Consider the following 19,941-nt stretch of genomic DNA (forward strand, 5'->3'; position numbering starts at 1 on the left):
AGCAGGTAAAGCAGGACGAAGCAAAGGGGCGCTCGGGGCGCCCCTTTTATGTTGAATGCTTATTCTTCTCTGAGCTTGATCCCAGCTCACTCTTACCATGTCGCGACGATGCCGTCCGTTCGTGAATCGGTGCCCCCGCACAGCACGCCCGATTCCGGGTCGCGCAAGATGATCTGGCCACGGCCGAAGGAGCCTGACTCGAGCGCGAAGCGAATGTCGTGGCCCCTGCGGGCGAGCGCCTGCGCGACCGCGGCCGGGAAACCGGGCTCGACCAGAACGGTCCGGCCGTTCGTCCATTGCCAGCGCGGAGCGTCGAGCGCCGCCTGCGGATGGAGACCGAAGTCGATCAGGTTCATGATCGATTGTACATGGCCCTGCGGCTGCATGAGGCCGCCCATGACGCCGAACGGGCCGACCGGCCCCCCGCCTCGAGTCAGAAAACCGGGGATGATCGTATGATAAGTCCGCTTGCCCGGCTCGAGCCGGTTCGCGGCATCCTCTTCCAACGAGAAGTCTCGGCCCCGATTCTGGAGCGCGATGCCGGTGCCCGGAACGACGAGGCCGGAGCCGAACTGCATGTAATTGCTCTGAATGAACGACACCATGCCGCCTTCTCCGTCCGCGGCCGCCAGGTATACGGTGCCCCCGCCCTTAGGCTTCCCGGCTTCGGGAAACCCGGCGCGGTCCCCGATCAGCTCGCGCCTTGCCGCCGCGTATTCGTCAGATAACAGAGCGCCTACGTCTTCCTTCATATTTAGAGGATCGGTCACATACTTCTTGCCGTCCGCGAAGGCGAGCTTGATCGCTTCGATCTGCTTGTGGTAGGTGTCCGCATCTCCGGGATGCAAGTTCTCGAAGCCCTTAAGCACGTTCAATGCCTGCAAGGCGATCAAGCCCTGGCCGTTCGGCGGCAGCTCCCAAACCTCGTAGCCCCGGTAGGACACGCCTATCGGCTCCACCCATTCGGGGCGGAACGCGGCCAGGTCCTCTTCGCTTAAGAAACCGCCGGCTTCGCCGATGAACTTGGCGATTCGTCCGGCCAGCTCGCCGCGATAGAATTCCTCCGCTTCGCTGTCGCCGATGAGCCGCAGCGTGCGGGCATGGCCGGGCGATGCCCAAAGCTCCCCGGCGGCGGGCGGCTTGCCTCCCGGGGCGAACGTCTCGAACCATCCCTCGAAGCTTGGCCCCCGCAACTCCTTCCGGTACTGCTCGAACGACTTGCCCCAATGATAAGCCGCCGTCGGGGATACCGGATAGCCCTCCTCCGCATAGCGGATAGCGGGCTTCAGCGCTTCGGCAAGCGGCAGCCGCCCGAAGCGGCGAGACAGCGCCGCCCAGGCGGCCGGGGCGCCCGGAACGGTAACCGGGAGCGCGCCGTAGCTGGGCATGCTATCATGTCCCGCCCGCTTCACCGCTTCGACGGAGATGGATCGCGGCGCCGGACCGCTGGCGTTCAGACCGTGCAGCTTGCCTTCGATCCAGACCAGCGCGAAAGCATCGCCGCCGATTCCGTTCGAGCAAGGCTCGACGACGGTTAAGGAGGCCGCGGTCGCGATGGCCGCATCCACCGCGTTGCCGCCGAGCTTCAGGATCTCGAGCCCGGCTTGCGCGGCGAGCGGCTGGGAGGTAGCGACCATGCCCTTGCGGGCGTAGGCGGGAGTACGATACGAAGGGTAAGGATGATAGAGCGGATCGACTGTCATCTGTGGAGCTCCCTTTTTCTTCGGATGGATAATTCCGCGAACCGACAGTCAGTCGTCGAATACGTCCGAGCTGAGGTATCGCTCCCCGTTGTCCGGCGCGATGCACAGCACCCGCTTGCCGGCCCCGAGCTTTCTCGCTTCCCTCAACGCCGTCCAGACCGCCGCGCCGGACGAAGGACCGACGAGGATGCCTTCGAAAATCGCGAGCTGGCGCGCCATCTTGACCGCGTCGGCATCCGACACTTGAACGATCTCGTCGTACACGCTCTGATTGATGACGCCCGGGACGAACCCCGGTCCCGCTCCGATCAGCTTGTGAGGGCCCGGCTTGCCGCCGGACAGCACCGGCGAGCCCTGCGGCTCGATGACGACGATCCGGATATTCGGCAGGGCTTCGCGCAGCACCTCGCCCGTTCCGGTAATCGTCCCGCCCGTGCCCGCGGGAGCCACGAACGAATCGAGCTGCCCGTCCATCTGCTCGAGGATCTCGAGAGCCGTCGTCGTGCGATGGATCGCCGGATTCGCCGGGTTCTCGAACTGCTGAGGCACGAAGCTGCCCGGGATTTGCCGCTGCAGCTCCAGCGCCTTGCGAATCGCTCCCGACATTCGCTCGCCGGCCGGCGTCAGCACGACCTCCGCTCCGTACGCTTTCAGAATGTTGATGCGTTCCTTCGTCGCGTTGGACGGCATCGTGATGATGAGCCGGTAGCCCTTGGCCGCCGCGTTCATCGCAAGCCCGATGCCGGTGTTGCCGCTAGTCGGCTCGATAATGGTAGAGCCAGGCCTCAGCCGGCCCGACTTCTCCGCGTCGACGATCAGATTGAACGCGGCCCGGTCCTTCAGACTGCCGCTCGGATTGAAATATTCCAGCTTCACGTAGACTTCCGCGTCCCCTTCGCTGGTCAAACGATTCAATCGGACCGCGGGCGTCTCTCCGATCAAATCCGTAATGCTGTTCACTCGTTTAGAAGCCATAAGGCATCCTCCTGTTACCGTCCGGCATGTCCGGTCGGGTGGTCTTGCGTTAGGCCGCATCGATGGCGAACCGCGATCTTAATTCAGCTCGCTTCATCTCAGTTCAGCAGATCCGGCTGTTCCCTGACGATGGCCTGATAATAAGGCTGGAAGTTCAGCCAGCCGAACTGCTCTCCCGTGCGCGCGGCGATCGCTTCGGCGTCCTTCTCGCCGATAAGAAGCGGCTTGCCGGCGGCTTCGGCCAGAAGCTGGCCTTGGCTCGCCTTCTCGAAGGAGATGAACCAATAAGCCGTCTCGTCCACGGTCTTGCCTAGAGACAGAATGCCGTGGTTTTTGAGCAGGACCGCTTTGTTGTTCCCCACGACCTGCGCCAGGTTGTCCCCTTCCCCGTGCGCGAAGCTGTCATAGATGACATGGCGGTTGTGGAAGACCGCCGCTTCCGCCGTAAGCGGATCGAGAAGCCGCCCGAAAGCCGACCAGGTTCGGCCATAGATCGAATGCGTATGAGCAGCCGATTGAATATGCGGATTGTCCCGCAGAATCGGCAGATGGAGCTGAATGCCGCCCGGATGGACGAGTCCGTGGCCGGAGGCTATCTTGCCCTCCGGGCCCATCAGAACGAGGTCGCTCGTCTTGATCAAGCCGAAGCTAAGGCCGAACGGATTCGTCCAGTAATGGTCGGTCTTGATCGGGTCCCGGGCCGAGATGTGCCCCATGACCCCTTCTTCGTAGCCCAGCTTGGCGAATACGCGAAAGGCGGCGGCGAGCCGCTCCTTGCGATGCTGGCGTTCGTCCTCCAAGTTCGAGAAGATCGGCTGCTGATTGATCGTTGCCGCGTCGATGGCCATTTTCCCCACTCCTTATCTCGTCAGAACTCCGCGTCTCTCGAGCGCATAGCGATTCTCCGGAAAATCAAGCCCCAGATGACCGCGAAGCGTATCCGCCTCGTACTCCTTGCGGAATAACCCGCGCTCCTGCAGAATCGGCACGACCCGGTCGACGAAGTTGCGCAGATTCGCATGCGAGCCGCTGAGGATAAAGCCGTCGACCGCCCTCTCCTTGAAGAAACGCTCGATCTTATCGGCGACGTACTCGGGCGTTCCGACGAAGTCGCCTCTCGGGTTTGTCGCCCGGAGCGCCAGCTGCCGAAGGGTCAGGTTCTCCTCCTTCGCGATGCGCAGGTAATACTCCGCCGTCGAGCGGAAGCTGTTCTTGCCGATGTCTCCGAGCTCCGGCAGCGGCTCGTCCAGAGGGAATTGCGAGAAGTCGAAGAAGCTGAAGTACCGGCTTAAATACTTGACCGCGTATTCCGGATCGGTAAACCGGTTGCCCTCTTCATAGAGGCGTTCGGCTTCCTCCCGGGTGGAGGCGACGATCGGGGCGATCGAAGGGAACAGCAGCACCTTCTCCGGATCCCGGCCGTAAGCGGCCGCGCGGCGCTTCACGTCCTGATACTGCTCCTGAGCCTTGGCGATATTGCCGGACTCCTCGAAGCTGGAGAAGATCGCGTCCGCGTAACGGGCGGCCAGATCGCGGCCCGTGTCCGACGCTCCCGCCTGGAAGATGACGGGATGCCCCTGCTTGGAACGCTCGATGTTGAGCGGTCCCTGCACCTTGAAGAACTCGCCGACGTGGTTCAGCGTATGCAGCTTGTCGAGATCGACATATTCGCCCGTTTCCTTGTTCCGGGGAAAAGCACCGTCCTCCCACGAGTTCCACAGGCCGCGCACCACCTCGATATATTCCGCCGCGATCCGGTAACGGAGCGCATGATCGTGCAGCTTGTCGTGGCCGTGGTTGCGGGCGACTCCTTCGAGCGCGGAGGTGACTGCGTTCCAGCCGGCGCGCCCGTCGCTGATGACGTCCAAGGAAGCGAGCTGCCTCGCCGTGGTGAACGGTTCGCTATAGGAAGTCGTAAACGTGCCTACGAGTCCGAGATGCTTCGTCACCGCCGCGACCGCCGACAGGGCGGTCATCGGCTCGAGACGGCTCAGGAACGGAATCGTCGAATCCTTCGTAATGTACGCCGAGTCGGCGATAAAGCCGAAGTCGAACTTGCCGGCTTCTCCGATGCGCGCATACTCTTGATAAGTTTCGATCCGGGCGGCTCCGTCCGCCCGAACGCCCTCCTCGCGCCAATGCCCGCCGCCTCCCTGCAGGAAAATCCCCAGCTTCAGCTGTCTTTGTCCGTTGTCTGCCATTTTCGTTTCCTCCTCGCTTATTTAACGATCCATTCGTCGACGTCGAAGTCTTTCTTCGCCAGCTTCTCCGCGACAAGGAAGTCCTTAGCGGCTTTCACGCGGTCAATGCCTTCCGCGGCGAGCGCTTCGCCCGGAAGCGACTCGATCGGCTGAATCTCCTTCAGCACGTCGATCGGCGTTCCGGTTTGATCCGAGAGCCATTGGTAATACTCGTCCGGGTTAGCCTTAAGGTCCTCGTAAGCCTTCTGTCTCGCTTCGGTCCAAACCTTCTGGAAGCCGGGGAACTTCTCCAGGTAATCTTCCGTCGCGTAGACGACGGAGGTGCTGAGAAGGCTCGGGGATTCCGTCGCTTGCCCGAGCAGCGGAGAGCCGTCCTTAAGCAGCTTGTAGGCGGAGTAATACGTGCTCGTGATCGCGTAGGCGTCGATCTCCCCGCGCAGCAGAGCCGCTTCGGTGTCCGGTATGCTGTTGATGTTGATGACGTTGACGTCCTTCGACAGTCCCTTCTCGTCCAGATAACCGACAAGGAAGCGGTACATGAGCGAGCCTTTGACGACCGCGACGTTCTTGCCCTTCAGCTCGTCTAGCGTCTGGGCTCCGTCTTTGCGTCCGACCAGAATGGTGTTGACTTCCGTGTTCGCGAAGTTGACGATGCGGGTCTTGGCCCCGGAGGAGCGCGCCAGGATAGCGGGGGTATCGCCGGAGTTGCCGACGTCCACGCGTCCGCCGATAACGGACTCGTTCAGATCCGGGCCGGTCTGGAACGGAACGACCTTGATCTCCTCGACCCCGTACTTCTTCAACTCTTCTAGGAAAATTCCCTTATGCAGCCCCCAGCCTTCGACGCCGGCCGGTTCCTTGACGCCGACGAAGCCGAAGGTGAGCGTCGAAGGGGCGGCGGCAGTCGGAGACTCGGCTGCTGCCGAGGCGGATGCGGAAGCGGGCGACGAGGAAGCGTCCGGGGCGCTTCCGGAGGCGGCTTCTTCGTTAGCGTTGTTATTGGCGCCGCAGGCTTGCAGCAGCGCCGCGATAAGCAGCAAGGCGATAGCGATCGGAAACGACTTGCGACTGATAAGCGAACGTTGACGGTTGAGATTCATTTCGGTTCTCCTCTCCAAGTAAGGGGACGTTCTATTAAAAACGCGTGGATGTTCCCTCATCCAGTATAGTTGTCGCGCCAACGCAGCAGCCTGCGCTCGATGGCGGCGACGAACGAATCGATCAGCTTGCCCATGACGGCGAACACGATCACGCCGACGAAGACGGTCTCCGGCTGGGAATTCGTCTGGGCTTGACTCATCAGGAAGCCGATGCCGGTCTGCGAACCGAGCAGTTCGGCGACGACCAGGGCAAGCCAGCCGTAAGCGATGCATAGCCGAAGCCCCGACAGGATGCCGGGCAGCGAAGCCGGCAAAATCAGCCTCGCGAGCTGCTTGCCCCTTCCGAATTCCAACACCTGGGTGACCTCGAACAGCTTTTTATCCACGTTGCGGATGCTCTGGATGACCCCCATATACAAGGGAAAGAACGATCCGAAGGCGATAATGACGATCTTCGACGTCTCCCCGAAGCCAAACCAGAGAATGATAAGCGGCGCCGTCGCGAGGCTTGGCGTCAGCCGGAGAATCTGCATCAGCGGATCGAGCACCCGCTCGATCTTGCGGGAGAAACCGACAGCGGCGCCTAGAATTAGGGCAACGACGGCTCCGTACAGAATGCCGAGAGAAGCGCGGCCCAGACTGAAGCCGAGCTGCATCGGCAGCTCTCCGGAGGCGATCAGCCTGCCAAAGGCTTTGGCAATCGCGAGCGGCGACGGCAGGAGCAGGGGATTGACTCTGCCGGTAGCGCCGTACCACTGCCAAACGATCAGGATAACGGCGGGCAGCAAAGCGGCCGCCACGAAGTGCAACAGAGTCCCCTTTCCGCGGCTGAAATTTTTCTTCCGTCCCGTTCGAACGGCGGGCGCCCTAAGGGTTTGAGCTTGCTCGCTCATGTCGCTTCTTCTCCTCTCTTATCTCTCGAAGCTGTCGCGCCAGGCCAGCAGGCGGCGTTCGGCGAACAGTACGAGGGAATCGGTTATCTTGGCCAGCAGCGTGAACAGGAAGATTCCGACGAAGACGGTAGGCGTATCGCTCATGGCCCGGGCATCCATCATCAGGAAGCCGAGTCCCGAGCTAGCTCCCATCATCTCCGCGACGACGAGGCTGACCCAAGCGATGGCGAGCGACAGCCGGAGGCCGAGAATGACGTTCGGAAGCGTCGCCGGAAGCACCAGCCGAACCAACTGCTTGAAGCGGCTGTAGCCGAGCACGCGAGTCACCTCGAATAGCTTGTTGTCAACGCCGCGTACTCCCAAGAACGAATAAATGTACAGCGGGAAAAAGCAGCCTTTGGCGATCAGCAAAATTTTCGACGTGTCCCCGATCCCGAACCAAAGCACGAACAAAAACGTGACCGAGATGTGCGGAATCATTCGAATCATCTGCACGGTCGAGTCGAGCAGCTTCTCCGCGCTCCGGGACAGGCCGACGAACAAGCCGAGCGCGAGTCCCAGGCCCGCTCCGAGACCGAAGCCGGCGAACGTACGATACAAGCTGACGAAAAGATTGTCGTTCAGCGTGCCGGAATTCCACAGCCAGACGAACGAATCGGCGATCACGAGGGGAGTCGGGAACAGCAGAGGCGAAATCAATTCGCGGTCGCCGAGCACCTGCCAGACGATCAGGATGGTTGCCGGAAGGATGGCTCCCCACAGAAAATGGGACAACTTGCGGCGAGTCTTCTCGGCTTTCCGCCGCTTCCTCCCGGCCGTCGGGACTGCCGCCGCGTTCGCTTGACGGATGCTCATGCGAAGCTCGCCCCCCTTCTCATATGCCCGCTCCCGACTCGCCCCAGCTCAGCTCGTCGATCTTCTCGAATTCGCTGAGCACCTCGTAGCGGAAGTTCTGGAACGCCGCGCTTGCCTTCTTGCGGGGGTAGGGCAGGTCGACGTTGATCTTGGCGCGAATCTCGCCGGGTCTCGGCTTCAGGATCACGATCCGGCTGCCGAGAAACACCGCTTCGTCGATGTCGTGCGTGACGAAGATCATCGTCGTTCCGTTCCGCTTCCAGATATCCAGGAGCACCTCCTGCATGTGGGCCCTCGTGAAAGCGTCCAACGCGCCGAACGGCTCATCCAACAGCAGAATCTTGGGATTGCGCAGCAGCGCTCTCGCTATGGATACCCGCTGAGCCATGCCGCCGGACAGTTCCTTCGGGTAAGCTTTCTCGAAACCGTTCAGCCGGACTAGCTCGATCAACTCTCCGACCCTTCGCTTCACTTCGGGGCTTCGCAGGGACAGGTCCGCCGCGATGTTCTTCTCCACCGTCAGCCAAGGAAATAACCGCGGTTCCTGGAAAATAAAACCTTTGTCGATGCCGGGGCCCGCGATCGATTGCCCGTCCAGCGTCACGCTTCCTTGATAACCGGTGTCCAGCCCGGCGACGATACGCAGCAGCGTGCTCTTGCCGCATCCGCTGGGACCGATGACGGTAACGAATTCTCCGGCCTTTACATCGAGCTCGATTTGACGCAGAGCCTGAACGGTTTTGCTGTCGGTTTGGAAGCTCTTGGACAGCTCGCGAATCTCCAATAAAGTCGCGCCCATGGGGTTCTCTCCTCTCCATTGGTCAAGGTTCGGAGCCGAATGGGACTTGCCTCCGATGCCGGTCATCGGCGGTTAGCCGACCGGCAGGGATGCTTCCGTTCATACGGTCAGCAAACTCCATTCATGCGGCGATAGAATCCTATTCGACATTAAACCAAGTAATCCAGTATGAATTATCGATATATCTTGAGTGTACAATAGCACCGGCCTAACTGGATGTCAATCCATTTTTATTGTGAAAAAAGCTTATATTAGCGCGGATTTCAGGGGTTTCACTTTACAATCCAAGCTATCTTGCTTCATGCGTGGCCAACTTTTATTCCAACTGTTTTAGTCTGTTTTGATGATTGGCTTTTCTCGGAAAATACGTTAAGATAGAGGTCAATTTCAGGCTGGTTCGATAGAATTAAGCCCGAGAAGGAGGAGGCAGCGGATATGGAGTATACGAGGCTGGGACGGACAGGCTTGGAGGTATCCAGGCTGTGTCTAGGCTGCATGAGCTATGGGGTTGCGGACAGGGGATCGCATCCTTGGACGCTGGACGAAGAGACGAGCCGCCCGTTCATCCGCAAGGCGCTGGAGCTCGGCATCAACTTCTTCGACACCGCAAACGTGTATTCGGACGGCACGAGCGAGGAGATCGTGGGACGCGCGCTTAAGGATTTCGCCCGGCGGGAGGATGTCGTCATCGCAACCAAAGTGCATGGCCGCATGAGGCCGGGACCGAATGGCGCGGGCTTGTCCCGCAAGGCCATTCTTGGCGAGATCGACGACAGCTTGCGGAGGCTCGGCACCGATTACGTCGATCTGTACCAAATCCACAGGTGGGATCCCCATACTCCTATCGAAGAGACGATGGAGGCGCTTCACGATGTCGTAAAAGCGGGCAAGGCTCGCTATATCGGGGCGTCATCCATGTTCGCCTGGCAGTTCCTGAAGGCGCAGCATGCCGCGGAACGCGGCGGCTGGACGAAGTTCGTCAGCATGCAGAACCACTTGAATTTGCTGTATCGGGAGGAAGAGCGGGAGATGCTTCCGTTGTGCGAGTATCTGGGGGTCGGCGTGCTTCCCTGGAGTCCCCTGGCTCGAGGCCGATTGACCCGCGGCTGGGACGAGACGAGCGAACGCTCGGAGACCGACGCTTTCGGCAAGACGCTGTATACGTCTGCCGTCGAGTCGGATCGGGCGGTCGTGGACAGAGTCGGGCGGATCGCTGCGGAACGAGCAGTGCCGCAGGCTCAGGTCGCTCTGGCGTGGGTGCTCGCTAAGTCGATCGTCACTTCGCCGATCGTCGGCGCAACGAAGCCTCGCCATCTAGACGATGCGGTCGCGGCGCTTTCCTTGCGCTTGACGCCGGAAGAAATCGCATTGCTGGAGGAGCCGTACATTCCCCATCCCGTGAGGGGCTTCTAATGGAAGGAGCCGTCCCATAAGTTGCTTATAGGACGGCCCCTTCTTTGTTCGTGACTTGAGGGATAATCATAGGGTCGAAATCAAGCAGAATTTGCTTAGCGTCTCCTACATCCCCAAAGCCAGCTTGTCCGCTCCGAGCATCGCTTCGCCGATGATCTCGGACAGCGTCGGATGCGGATGGATCATTCTGCCGACCTGCATATTGGTCGCCTCTACCAGCTGCGCGAGCGCGGCTTCGCCGATGAAGTCGGTCACGTGCGGCCCGATCATATGGACGCCGAGCACGGCGCCGGTCTTGATGTCGGCCACGACCTTCACGAAGCCGTCAGACTCCCCGAAGACAAGGGCCTTCCCGATCGCCTTGAACGAGAACTTGCCGACCTTGACCGCGTACCCGCCGTCGATGGCCGCTTGCTCGGTCAGCCCGACGCTGGCCAGCTCCGGCCGACCGTACACGCACTTCGGAACGTTCGCCGGATCCGGCGAATGCGCTTCTTCAAGCCCGCAGATGCTCTCCACCGCGGCCACGCCTTCGTGGCTCGCCACGTGCGCGAGCTGCAGCCCGCCGACGACGTCGCCGATCGCGTAGACGTGCGGATCGGCCGTCCTCATCGTAGGGTCGACGGCGATTACGCCGCGTTCTACCTGCGCCAGCGTCCGCTCCAGGCCGAAGCCTTCGACGTTCGCCGCGCGGCCGACGGAGACGAGCATTCTCTCGGCCGACAGCGATTCGGATTTGCCGTTCTTCTCCACCTGAACGGTCACCCCCGTCCCGTCCGCGGACACCGTCTCCGGCAGCAGCTTCGCTCCCGTCAGCGCCTTGATCTTGCGCTTGGCGAACAGCCGCGCAAGCTCGCGGGACACGTCCGCGTCCTCCGACGGAACGAGGCGGTCCGCCGCTTCGACGATCGTCACCTGAGCGCCGAAGTCGCTCAGCATCGAAGCCCATTCGACGCCGATCGCTCCTCCGCCGACGATCAGGATCGAAGCCGGCACGGCTTCCATCGCGAGCGCCTCGTCGCTGGTCATGATGCGCTCGTTCTCCGGCAAGCCGGGAATGCGGCGCGGACGGGACCCCGTGGCGACGATGAGATCGCGATAGCCGATGCGGACGGGCGCCTGCGGTTCTCCTGCCGATTCGCCGCCTTCTCCCGCTCCTCCCGTCACCTCGATAATCCCGTTGTACTCGCCGCTTGACGACGCCGCTTCGACGATCTCCCCATTGCCCGAGTATACGTCGATTTCGTTTTTCTTCATCAGGAACCGAACGCCCGCCTCAAGCTGCTTCACGATTCCGTCCTTGCGCGCCAGCACGCCGCCGTAATCGAGCTCCACGCCTTCCGCCTTGATGCCGAAGCTTAAGCTGCGCTTCATCGTTTCGAACAGCTCCGCGCTTCTCAGCAGCGTTTTGCTCGGGATGCAGCCCTTATGCAGGCAAGTTCCGCCCAGCTTCTCCTTCTCGACGAGCGCCGTCTTCTTGCCCAGCTGGGCCGCCCGGATGGCGGCGATGTAGCCGCCGGGACCTCCGCCCAGAATGACGATATCGTAATGGTTCATACGGCTCATCTCCCTTCCATCCTATTATTAACCAGAAGTGCGACCGGATGACTTGGCCGCCTTGATCTTCTCTGTCAGCTTGCGTCCCGTCGGCGTCTGCGCGAGGCCCCCGAGCGCCGTCTCGCGATGCTCGCTCGGCATCTTCGAGCCGATCTCCAGCATGACGCCGATGACCTCGTCGGACGGAATGACGCTCCTTACTCCCGCCATGGCCATGTCGGCCGCCGCCAGCGCGTTCACCGCTCCCAGCCCGTTGCGGACGATGCACGGAACCTCGACCAATCCCGCGACAGGGTCGCATATGAGGCCGAGCGTATTCTTCAGCGCCAGCCCGACCGCATGCACCGCTTGCTCGGGCGTTCCTCCGCGAAGCTCGACCAATGCCCCGGCCGCCATGCCGATGGCGGAGCCGACCTCCGCCTGGCAGCCGCCTTCCGCTCCGGAGATAAACGAATTGTTCGCGATGACGTAACCGATCGCGCCCGCGCCGAACAACCCTCGCACCAGCTTCTCGTCGGACCAGCCGAACCGCTCCTGCGAGCTGACGAACACTCCGGGAATGATGCCGCAGGAGCCGGCGGTCGGCGTCGCCACGATTCGCCCCATCGAGGCGTTGACCTCGGAGACGGAGAGCGCGTAAGCCATCGCTTTGCCTGCCCAATCCCCGACGGACGGCTCGCTAGCCGACGCGTACTCGTTCACCTTGCGGGCATCGCCGCCGACGAGCCCGCTGCGGGACTTCGTCTCCGTCTCCAGCCCTTTGCGAACCGCTTCCTTCATGATCCGGTAATACCCGGCCATTTGGGCTACGATCTCTTCCTTGGGCTGGCCGGTCTCTTTCTCCTGCTCCAAGATCATAAGCTCGGAGATCGCCAGCGATTCCTCCCTGCAGATCTCCGCGATGTCGTTCAGAGTTCGGAATCGCATCGATACCCTCTCCTTAGGCGCCAGTCTGTTGTTCCAATTTTCTGACTTCTACAGGCCGTGGCCACGGTCACGTAACGTCTATAACCGAGACCCTCTCGACGTGAGGCAGCTTCCGCAGGGCCTCAAGCAGCTCCTCGTCCGGCCTTCGATCGCTCTCGACGACCGTCATCGCCGCTCCGCTTCTCTCTTTGCGGGACAAATTCATGAACCCGATGTTCAGCCCCGAGCGGCTCACCGTTCCCGTGATGGAGGCCAGCACGCCGACCCGATCCTCATGCGAGATCGCGAGGGTCGGGTAATAGCCCGAACACCCGGTGTCGAAGCCGTTAAGCGAATAAATCTCGATGTTGCCTCCTCCGATAGAGGCGCCTTGGACCGACGCTTCAAGCCCCCCGGCCCTCGCCGTAATTTCCGCGAAATTCGGATGAGGCATCGTGCCGGAACCAGGCTTAATAGCAAAGCGCATGCCGCGCCGTTCCGCTTCGGCGAACGCCTCCGGAATTCGCTCGTCGTCGGTATCGAAGTCGAGCAGCCCGCCGACAAGGGCGAGATCCGTGCCGTGTCCGGAGTACGTCTCCGCGAAAGATCCGTACAGAGTAATCTCGGCCTCTTCCGGCTGACGTCCCAGCAGTTGGCGGGCCACTCGTCCGATCCGCACCGCTCCCGCGGTGTGCGAGCTCGACGGGCCGACCATCACCGGTCCGATGATGGAGAAAACGTGCTTAAATCGCATCCCCGAATTCCCTCCCAGGACTATGTATGCCGGCGGTCATTCCTTGGCAATCGGTCATCGCGGAGCAGTCGCGCGAAAGAGGCGGAACGGGGACGGACGTGCCGGAAATTCACAGCTTTCCGATTCCCGGCGTTCGCATCTGGCGTCCGCGTCTCGCGCCCCTCTCCCGAGCTCCGCGTTTATTTATTCGCGATGAATTCCGCGTACTTGTCGGCGTCGAGCAGAGCCGCTACCGCTTCCGCCGCGTCGCCGCTCACTTCGACTTCGACGATCCAGCCTTCGCCGTAAGGCTCTTCGTTCACTTTCTCCGGAGAATCGAGCAGGGCCTCGTTTACCTTCACGACCGTGCCGCTTACCGGGCTGAAGAGATCGGATACCGTCTTGACCGATTCGATCGTGCCCATCGTCTCGTTCGCTTCGAGCGTCGCGCCGACTTCCGGCAGCTCCACGAACACGATGTCCCCAAGCTGGCTTTGCGCGAAATCCGTAATGCCGATACGCACGACGCTGGAGCCCTGGGCCTCCGCCCACTCGTGCTCTTCCGTATAACCCAATCCCGCTTTAACTTCGCTCATTTGTCAGCTTCCTTTCGAATTTTGATTTATTCCCGTCTCCCTAAGACCCTTACCCGCGCTTGAACAGAGGAAAAGCCCCCGCGAGCTCCGCGGTCCGTTCCCTGACCTTGGCGATTGCCGCCGGATCGTCGCGATTCTTCAGCGCGTCCGCGATGCAGCGTCCTAATGTTACCATTTCTTCGCTGCCCATGCCTCTCGTCGTCAGGGCCGGAGTTCCGATGCGAATGCCGCTCGTGACGAATGGGCTGGCCGTTTCGCCGGGAATCGTATTCTTGTTGACCGTAATGCCGACATGCTCGAGGCGCTTCTCGGCTTCCTTGCCCGTCAATCCCCATGGACGAACGTCGATCAGCATCAGATGGTTATCCGTGCCCCCGGATACAAGCGTTGCGCCCTCTTCCTTCAGCGTATTCGCAAGCGTCTTGGCGTTGCCGACGATCCGCTTCGCATATTCGGCAAAGGAAGGCTCGAGCGCTTCTCGGAAGCTGACCGCCTTGGCCGCGATGATGTGCATGAGGGGGCCGCCTTGGATACCGGGGAAAATCGCTTTGTTCAGTCCCTTGGCCGTCTCTTCGTCGTTCGCGAGCAAGAGGCCGCCCCGCGGTCCGCGCAGCGTCTTATGCGTCGTGCTCGTCGTGACGTCGGCGTACGGCACCGGAGACGGATGGAGCCCGGCCGCGACAAGCCCGGCGATATGCGCCATGTCGACCATGAGCTTGGCGCCGACCAAGTCCGCGATCTTCTTGAACTTAGCGAAATCGATAAAGCGCGGATATGCGCTGGCTCCGGCGATAATCAAGGCCGGCTTCTCTTTGCGGGCGAGCGACTCCACCTGGTCGTAGTCGATCCGATGAGTCCGTTCGTCGACCCCGTAGGAGACGACGTCGAACCACTTGCCCGACAGGCTGACGGGACTTCCGTGAGTGAGATGCCCTCCCTGCGACAGGTTCATGCCCATCAGCTTATCGCCCGGCTTGAGAAGGTGGAACAGCACGGCCGTGTTGGCTTGGGCGCCGGAATGCGGCTGAACGTTGGCATAGGCGGCCCCGAACAGCGCCTTCGCTCTCTCGATCGCAAGGACTTCCGCTTCGTCTACGTGCTCGCAGCCTCCGTAATACCTTTTGCCAGGGTAGCCTTCGGCATACTTGTTCGTCAGGACGGTTCCCATCGCCTCCATCACTTCCGGACTGACGATGTTCTCGGAAGCGATCAGCTCCAGCGTCCTCAATTGCCTGTCTCGTTCTCTTTCGATTGCGGCGTGAATGTCGGGATCGTAAGCAAGCAGACTCAAGGAAAGGCACCTCCGAAGGGTTATGTAGATAGACAAAAAGGGACAGCGAACCGGCTGGCGCCAAGTTCTCTGTCCCGGGTACCTGAGAGTTTAAAACGATCGCTTAAGACCGTCGTTACCCCTTTGGTGGCTATTCGCTCTCTCCAGAGTCGCGTCGGATGGCGGTACTTTTACCTGAGAGATTAATCGTTGGCCGGCCGGCCTCAGACTTGCTCCTTCGGTGCCTTCGAAGCGCTCGGCTTCGTCGGTCTCTCCCTACCATCGTCATCCGCTTTATTCGATTGCCGTATCGGTGTGACGTGCTTAGATTAATTCACAACCGAGGCCAGTGTCAAGATACCTGACAAAAAATAAAAATGCGCGCATTTTGTCATTGACACTCCCTCCCCGTCTCATGTAAGAATAGAATATGACAAACAAGCAAAAACGTCTCCGGAGTCTTGCCGGCTCGGGAGAAGCTTTGCGAAGTCATCTGGAGATGGTTCGGGCATGCCTGCCCGCATACAGATGATTAATATGAGCGGATGAAGGCAACGGGAGAGATCGCCCAGGGCAACACGGAGGCGGCGCCGAAGGAGTAACCCTCGGGTTCGAGGAGAATCTCTCAGGCAAAAGGACCTTTGCCGGACGCGACTCTGGAGAGCATTCCGCATTGGATCCGCATCGGATCGCAACGGCGGCGGAATCACCCACGGGGAAACTTGCATCCGCCCGGATGTAAGGTAACTCTCAGGTACAAAGGACAGAGCGAAGAGAAGACGCAGACGGCTTCGGCCGGGGACGCGCTTTCTTTTTGCGACTGTCCTTTTTGGCATGCGTTGAGATCGATAAGAACCGAGGAGGTTAATCAACAGGATGACCGAACTGAAGAGAACTCCGCTGTACCCGCTCTACTCCGAGCTTCCCGGCGTCCGCTGCATCGACTTCGGAGGCTGGGAGCTTCCCGTCCAATTCTCCGGAATCCAGAAGGAGCACGACGCGGTGCGTCAACAGGCCGGCCTGTTCGACGTCTCCCATATGGGCGAATTCATGGTGACGGGCCCGTTCGCGAAGAGCTTCCTGAACCGCATGACGACGAACGACGTGTCCAAGCTGTCCGACGGACAGGCGCAATACACGCTGATGTGTTACCCGGACGGCGGCGTCGTGGACGATCTGCTCGTTTACCGGATCTCGGCGGATCGGTACTTGGTCGTCGTGAACGCATCCAACATCGACAAGGATTTCGACTGGATGAGAGAGCATCTGGCCGGGGACGTTACCTTGGAAAACGTATCGGATGAGTATGCTCTGCTTGCGCTGCAAGGCCCTCAAGCGGCGGCCATCCTGAAGGCGGCGGGCGCGCCTTCGGACGTCCTGGAGCTGCCATCCTTCCACTTTAAGACCGACGTCCCGATCGCGGGCGTCCGCACGATCGTATCCCGAACGGGGTATACGGGCGAGGACGGCTTCGAGATCTACGTATCGGCCGGGCAAGCCGGCGATATCTGGAACGCGCTGACGAAGGCAGGCGAGCCGTTCGGCTTGCTTCCGGCAGGACTCGGAGCCCGCGACACGCTTCGCTTCGAAGCCCGCCTTCCGCTGTACGGACAAGAGCTGTCGAGCACGATCACTCCGCTCGAAGCTGGAGTCGGCTTCTTCGTCAAGCTGAACAAGGAAGATTTCATCGGCAAGGACGCGCTGGTCAAGCAGAAGGAAGAAGGCTTGCCGCGCAAGCTGGTCGGCATCGAGATGATCGATCGCGGCATTCCCCGCTCCCACTATCCGGTTTACGCGGGAGACGTTCGAATCGGCGAAGTAACGACCGGAACCCAGTCCCCGACGCTTAAGCGCAACCTGGGACTCGCCCTGATCGACGCCGACCATTCCGCGCTCGGCACCGTCGTGGAAGTCGAGATTCGCGGCAAGCGGCTGAGAGCCGAAGTCATCAAATCCCCATTCTACAAAAGACTTCCTAAGGAGTGATCCACCGACATGGCTAATCTTCACCGCTACATTCCGATGACCGAGCAAGACCAGGCCGAGATGCTGGCGACGATCGGCGTCTCGTCCACGGAGGAGCTGTTCCGCGACATTCCGGAGGCGATCCGCTACAAGGGCACGATGCCGATGTCGTCCGCGCTCGACGAGTTCTCCCTGCTCGAGCATATGAAGGAGCTGGCCGGACGCAATGCCGACACCGACCGCTACAAGAGCTTCCTCGGCGCCGGGATTTACGACCATCACCTTCCGGTCGTCATTAACCATATGATCTCCCGTTCGGAATTTTATACGGCATATACCCCTTATCAGCCGGAGATCAGCCAAGGCGAGCTGCAGGCGATCTTCGAATTCCAGTCCTACATCTGCGAGCTGACCGGCATGAAGGTCGCCAACGCGAGCATGTACGACGGCGTCACGGCGCTGTCCGAAGCCGGAGCGCTCGCTGCCGGCGCGACGAAGCGCAAGCAGCTCGTCGTTTCCCGCGCCGTTCATCCGGAAGCTCGCCAAGCTCTTCTGACGATGGCTCACGGTCTTAACCTTGAAATCGTCGAAGTCGGCTGCGCGAACGGAGTAACCGATCTGGACGCGCTGCGCGCCGCGGTCACGACCGACACGGCCGCCGTGCTCGTGCAGTCGCCGAACTTCTTCGGCGCGGTCGAAGACCTCGCCGCCATCGAGCTGATCATTCACGGCGCGAAAGGCCTGTTCGTCGTTAGCGCCAACCCGATGGCGCTCGGCCTGCTCGAGACGCCGGGCAAGCTCGGCGCCGACATCTGCGTCGGCGATGCGCAGCCGCTAGGCATCTCGCAATCGCTCGGCGGCCCGACCTGCGGCTTCTTCGCCGTAGCCGAGCCGCTCATGCGCCGGATGCCGGGCCGGATCGTCGGCCAGACGACCGACATCGACGGCAAGCGCGGCTTCGTGCTCACGCTGCAAGCCCGCGAGCAGCACATCCGCCGCGAGAAAGCGACGTCGAACATCTGCTCCAACCAAGCGCTGCTCGCCCTGTGCGCTTCGATTTACCTCTCGACGATGGGCAAGCAAGGCCTCATCGATGCCGCCAACCTGAACCTGCAGAAGGCTCACTACGCGGCAAACGAGCTGAAGAAACGAGGCTTCGAGCTTCCGTTCGGCTCGCCGTTCTTCAACGAATTCGTCGTGAAGCTTCCGGAAGGCGTCTCCGTCAAGGAAACGAACCTGAAGCTCCTCGAATCCGGCTTCCTCGGCGGCTACGATCTGGGCATCGCCTATCCGGAGCTTGCCGGCCACATGCTGATCGCCGTCACGGAGAAACGCACGCGCACCGAAATCGACAGCTTCGCAAGCAGATTGGGGGAAGTGGTAGCATGAACACGACGATAAACGAGAGCACGACGAATGCCTCCGAGACGACCGCCGGGTCTGCCGGCGGATTCAAGAACGTATCGACCAAGCCGGAGAAGTCGCTGATCTTCGAACTGAGCAAGCCGGGCCGCGTCGCCTATTCGCTTCCGCCGCTCGACGTTCCCGAGGTTCCGGCATCCGAGCTTATTCCGGCTTCCATGCTGCGCGAGATTCCGGCCCAGCTTCCGGAAGTGTACGAAGTGGACGTCATCCGCCACTACACCGAGCTGTCCCGCCGCAACTTCGGCGTCGACAACGGCTTTTACCCGCTCGGCTCGTGCACGATGAAGTACAACCCGAAGATCAACGAAGACACGGCTCGCTTCGCCGGCTTCGCGAAGATCCATCCCTACCAGCCGGAAGAAAGCATCCAAGGAGCTCTCGAGCTGCTCTACACGCTGCAGAACGACCTCGCCGCGCTGACCGGCATGGATCAAGTGACCCTTCAGCCGGCCGCGGGCGCGCACGGCGAATGGACCGGCCTGATGATGATCCGCGCATACCATGAGAGCCGCGGCGAGACCCGCACGAAGGTGATCGTGCCGGACTCCTCGCACGGAACGAACCCGGCCAGCGCGACCGTCGCCGGCTTCGAGACGATTACGATCAAGTCCGACGAGCGAGGCATGGTCGACCTGGACGCCCTTCGCGCGGCCGTCGGCAGCGACACCGCCGCTCTCATGCTGACGAACCCGAGCACGCTCGGCCTGTTCGAGGAGCAGATCGTCGAGATCGCGGAGATCATCCACGAAGCGGGCGGCCTGCTCTACTACGACGGAGCGAACTCCAACGCCATCATGGGCATTACCCGCCCGGGCGACATGGGCTTCGACGTCGTGCATCTCAACCTTCACAAGACGATGAGCACGCCTCACGGCGGCGGCGGTCCCGGCGCCGGCCCGGTCGGCGTCAAAGCGAAGCTGATCCCGTTCCTGCCGAAGCCGATCGTCGCCCAGCGCGAAGACGGAACGTACTACTTCGATTACGACCGTCCGCAATCGATCGGCCGCGTGAAGGCGTACTACGGCAACTTCGGCATCCTCGTTCGCGCGTACACGTACATCCGGACCTACGGGCCGGAAGGATTGCGCCGCGTCTCCGAATGCGCGGTGCTGAACGCCAACTACATGATGGCTCGCCTCGCTCCGCATTACGAGATCCCGTATCCGGGCGTGTGCAAGCACGAGTTCGTCATGTCGGGCCGCGGTCTGAAGGCATACGGAGTCCGTACGCTCGACGTCGCCAAGCGGCTGCTCGACTTCGGCTATCACCCGCCGACCATCTACTTCCCGCTTAACGTCGAGGAGTGCATCATGATCGAGCCGACCGAGACCGAGAGCAAGGAGACGCTCGACGGCTTCATCGACACGATGATCCGCATCGCCGAGGAAGCCCGCACGAATCCGGAGATCGTCCTGAACGCTCCTTACGACACCGTCGTGCGCCGTCTCGACGAGACGACCGCCGCGCGCAAGCCGGTTCTCAACTGCGCTTGCAGCTAATCGCCGCATAAATAAACAGGCAGTTCCTTCAACGTTGAAGGACTGCCTGTT

Annotated in this window: 17 protein-coding genes and 3 riboswitches; of the genes, 4 read left to right on the forward strand and 13 right to left on the reverse strand. The window is 61.2% G+C overall.

Annotated features, from left to right (window positions below):
* Positions 1 to 92 precede the first annotated feature (92 nt).
* From H7B67_RS11740 to H7B67_RS11775, 8 genes are all read right to left on the reverse strand, one after another.
* Positions 93 to 1,703 (reverse strand): gamma-glutamyltransferase family protein, encoded by a 1,611-nt coding sequence (locus tag H7B67_RS11740; protein ID WP_185120017.1) that lies wholly within the window; start codon positions 1,701 to 1,703, stop codon positions 93 to 95.
* 48 nt (positions 1,704 to 1,751) lie between these two features.
* Positions 1,752 to 2,678, reverse strand: a complete 927-nt coding sequence (gene cysK / locus H7B67_RS11745; protein WP_185120018.1) for a cysteine synthase A — start codon at positions 2,676 to 2,678, stop codon at positions 1,752 to 1,754.
* A gap of 98 nt (positions 2,679 to 2,776) precedes the next feature.
* The gene (locus H7B67_RS11750) at positions 2,777 to 3,526 is read right to left on the reverse strand and encodes a class II aldolase/adducin family protein (protein ID WP_185120023.1); all 750 of its coding nucleotides are present in this window, start codon (positions 3,524 to 3,526) and stop codon (positions 2,777 to 2,779) included.
* Between the two features lie 12 nt (positions 3,527 to 3,538).
* On the reverse strand, positions 3,539 to 4,879 hold the full coding sequence (locus H7B67_RS11755; RefSeq protein WP_185120024.1) for an LLM class flavin-dependent oxidoreductase: 1,341 nt from the start codon (positions 4,877 to 4,879) through the stop codon (positions 3,539 to 3,541).
* Positions 4,880 to 4,896: 17 nt separating this feature from the next.
* Positions 4,897 to 5,979, reverse strand: coding sequence for an ABC transporter substrate-binding protein (locus H7B67_RS11760; RefSeq protein WP_185120025.1), 1,083 nt, complete (start codon positions 5,977 to 5,979; stop codon positions 4,897 to 4,899).
* A 56-nt stretch (positions 5,980 to 6,035) separates the two neighbouring features.
* On the reverse strand, positions 6,036 to 6,872 hold the full coding sequence (locus tag H7B67_RS11765) for an ABC transporter permease (protein WP_185120026.1): 837 nt from the start codon (positions 6,870 to 6,872) through the stop codon (positions 6,036 to 6,038).
* Between the two features lie 18 nt (positions 6,873 to 6,890).
* A complete protein-coding gene (locus tag H7B67_RS11770; protein WP_185120027.1) occupies positions 6,891 to 7,727 on the reverse strand; it encodes an ABC transporter permease in 837 nt (278 codons plus the stop codon).
* A 19-nt stretch (positions 7,728 to 7,746) separates the two neighbouring features.
* On the reverse strand, positions 7,747 to 8,526 hold the full coding sequence (locus H7B67_RS11775; protein ID WP_185120028.1) for an ABC transporter ATP-binding protein: 780 nt from the start codon (positions 8,524 to 8,526) through the stop codon (positions 7,747 to 7,749).
* A 435-nt stretch (positions 8,527 to 8,961) separates the two neighbouring features.
* Between H7B67_RS11775 and H7B67_RS11780 the strand changes: the two genes are divergently transcribed.
* Positions 8,962 to 9,939, forward strand: a complete 978-nt coding sequence (locus tag H7B67_RS11780; protein ID WP_185120029.1) for an aldo/keto reductase — start codon at positions 8,962 to 8,964, stop codon at positions 9,937 to 9,939.
* 105 nt (positions 9,940 to 10,044) lie between these two features.
* Here H7B67_RS11780 and lpdA read toward each other — a convergent pair whose 3' ends face one another.
* The 5 genes from lpdA to H7B67_RS11805 all read right to left on the reverse strand — a co-directional run bounded on the left by lpdA (position 10,045) and on the right by H7B67_RS11805 (position 15,022).
* Positions 10,045 to 11,496 carry a dihydrolipoyl dehydrogenase gene (lpdA, locus tag H7B67_RS11785; RefSeq protein WP_185120296.1) on the reverse strand — a complete coding sequence of 484 codons (1,452 nt, stop codon included), beginning with the start codon at positions 11,494 to 11,496 and terminating at the stop codon, positions 10,045 to 10,047.
* A 27-nt stretch (positions 11,497 to 11,523) separates the two neighbouring features.
* Positions 11,524 to 12,423 (reverse strand): L-serine ammonia-lyase, iron-sulfur-dependent, subunit alpha, encoded by a 900-nt coding sequence (gene sdaAA, locus H7B67_RS11790; RefSeq protein ID WP_185120030.1) that lies wholly within the window; start codon positions 12,421 to 12,423, stop codon positions 11,524 to 11,526.
* A gap of 67 nt (positions 12,424 to 12,490) precedes the next feature.
* Positions 12,491 to 13,156, reverse strand: coding sequence for an L-serine ammonia-lyase, iron-sulfur-dependent subunit beta (gene sdaAB, locus H7B67_RS11795; RefSeq protein ID WP_185120031.1), 666 nt, complete (start codon positions 13,154 to 13,156; stop codon positions 12,491 to 12,493).
* A gap of 179 nt (positions 13,157 to 13,335) precedes the next feature.
* The gene (gcvH, locus tag H7B67_RS11800; protein ID WP_185120032.1) at positions 13,336 to 13,731 is read right to left on the reverse strand and encodes a glycine cleavage system protein GcvH; all 396 of its coding nucleotides are present in this window, start codon (positions 13,729 to 13,731) and stop codon (positions 13,336 to 13,338) included.
* A gap of 49 nt (positions 13,732 to 13,780) precedes the next feature.
* The gene (locus tag H7B67_RS11805; protein WP_185120033.1) at positions 13,781 to 15,022 is read right to left on the reverse strand and encodes a serine hydroxymethyltransferase; all 1,242 of its coding nucleotides are present in this window, start codon (positions 15,020 to 15,022) and stop codon (positions 13,781 to 13,783) included.
* 153 nt (positions 15,023 to 15,175) lie between these two features.
* Positions 15,176 to 15,289, reverse strand: a riboswitch (glycine riboswitch).
* A 257-nt stretch (positions 15,290 to 15,546) separates the two neighbouring features.
* Positions 15,547 to 15,652, forward strand: a riboswitch (glycine riboswitch).
* Between the two features lie 3 nt (positions 15,653 to 15,655).
* A riboswitch (glycine riboswitch) is annotated at positions 15,656 to 15,770 on the forward strand.
* 107 nt (positions 15,771 to 15,877) lie between these two features.
* Between H7B67_RS11805 and gcvT the strand changes: the two genes are divergently transcribed.
* Genes gcvT through gcvPB form a run of 3 tightly spaced genes read left to right on the forward strand, consistent with a single transcriptional unit; the run spans position 15,878 to position 19,890 of the window.
* Positions 15,878 to 16,987, forward strand: a complete 1,110-nt coding sequence (gene gcvT / locus H7B67_RS11810) for a glycine cleavage system aminomethyltransferase GcvT (protein ID WP_185120034.1) — start codon at positions 15,878 to 15,880, stop codon at positions 16,985 to 16,987.
* A gap of 9 nt (positions 16,988 to 16,996) precedes the next feature.
* A complete protein-coding gene (gene gcvPA, locus H7B67_RS11815) occupies positions 16,997 to 18,355 on the forward strand; it encodes an aminomethyl-transferring glycine dehydrogenase subunit GcvPA (protein ID WP_185120035.1) in 1,359 nt (452 codons plus the stop codon).
* Positions 18,352 to 19,890 carry an aminomethyl-transferring glycine dehydrogenase subunit GcvPB gene (gcvPB, locus tag H7B67_RS11820; protein WP_185120036.1) on the forward strand — a complete coding sequence of 513 codons (1,539 nt, stop codon included), beginning with the start codon at positions 18,352 to 18,354 and terminating at the stop codon, positions 19,888 to 19,890. The genes gcvPA and gcvPB overlap by 4 nt, the downstream gene beginning before the upstream one ends.
* Positions 19,891 to 19,941 lie beyond the last annotated feature (51 nt).

The organism is Cohnella thailandensis, from assembly GCF_014212135.1.
In the GTDB taxonomy this organism is placed as follows: Bacteria; Bacillota; Bacilli; order Paenibacillales; family Paenibacillaceae; genus Cohnella; species Cohnella thailandensis.

Excerpts from the sequence above, each read along its gene's own strand:
- sdaAA (WP_185120030.1), bottom strand. The coding sequence starts at position 12,423 with ATGCGATTCCGAACTCTGAACGACATCGCGGAGATCTGCAGGGAGGAA.
- H7B67_RS11740 (WP_185120017.1), bottom strand. The coding sequence starts at position 1,703 with ATGACAGTCGATCCGCTCTATCATCCTTACCCTTCGTATCGTACTCCC.
- gcvPA (WP_185120035.1), top strand. The coding sequence starts at position 16,997 with ATGGCTAATCTTCACCGCTACATTCCGATGACCGAGCAAGACCAGGCC.
- H7B67_RS11760 (WP_185120025.1), bottom strand. The coding sequence starts at position 5,979 with ATGAATCTCAACCGTCAACGTTCGCTTATCAGTCGCAAGTCGTTTCCG.
- cysK (WP_185120018.1), bottom strand. The coding sequence starts at position 2,678 with ATGGCTTCTAAACGAGTGAACAGCATTACGGATTTGATCGGAGAGACG.
- H7B67_RS11750 (WP_185120023.1), bottom strand. The coding sequence starts at position 3,526 with ATGGCCATCGACGCGGCAACGATCAATCAGCAGCCGATCTTCTCGAAC.
- H7B67_RS11755 (WP_185120024.1), bottom strand. The coding sequence starts at position 4,879 with ATGGCAGACAACGGACAAAGACAGCTGAAGCTGGGGATTTTCCTGCAG.
- gcvT (WP_185120034.1), top strand. The coding sequence starts at position 15,878 with ATGACCGAACTGAAGAGAACTCCGCTGTACCCGCTCTACTCCGAGCTT.
- H7B67_RS11780 (WP_185120029.1), top strand. The coding sequence starts at position 8,962 with ATGGAGTATACGAGGCTGGGACGGACAGGCTTGGAGGTATCCAGGCTG.
- H7B67_RS11775 (WP_185120028.1), bottom strand. The coding sequence starts at position 8,526 with ATGGGCGCGACTTTATTGGAGATTCGCGAGCTGTCCAAGAGCTTCCAA.
- gcvPB (WP_185120036.1), top strand. The coding sequence starts at position 18,352 with ATGAACACGACGATAAACGAGAGCACGACGAATGCCTCCGAGACGACC.
- H7B67_RS11770 (WP_185120027.1), bottom strand. The coding sequence starts at position 7,727 with ATGAGCATCCGTCAAGCGAACGCGGCGGCAGTCCCGACGGCCGGGAGG.
- gcvH (WP_185120032.1), bottom strand. The coding sequence starts at position 13,731 with ATGAGCGAAGTTAAAGCGGGATTGGGTTATACGGAAGAGCACGAGTGG.
- sdaAB (WP_185120031.1), bottom strand. The coding sequence starts at position 13,156 with ATGCGATTTAAGCACGTTTTCTCCATCATCGGACCGGTGATGGTCGGC.
- lpdA (WP_185120296.1), bottom strand. The coding sequence starts at position 11,496 with ATGAACCATTACGATATCGTCATTCTGGGCGGAGGTCCCGGCGGCTAC.
- H7B67_RS11765 (WP_185120026.1), bottom strand. The coding sequence starts at position 6,872 with ATGAGCGAGCAAGCTCAAACCCTTAGGGCGCCCGCCGTTCGAACGGGA.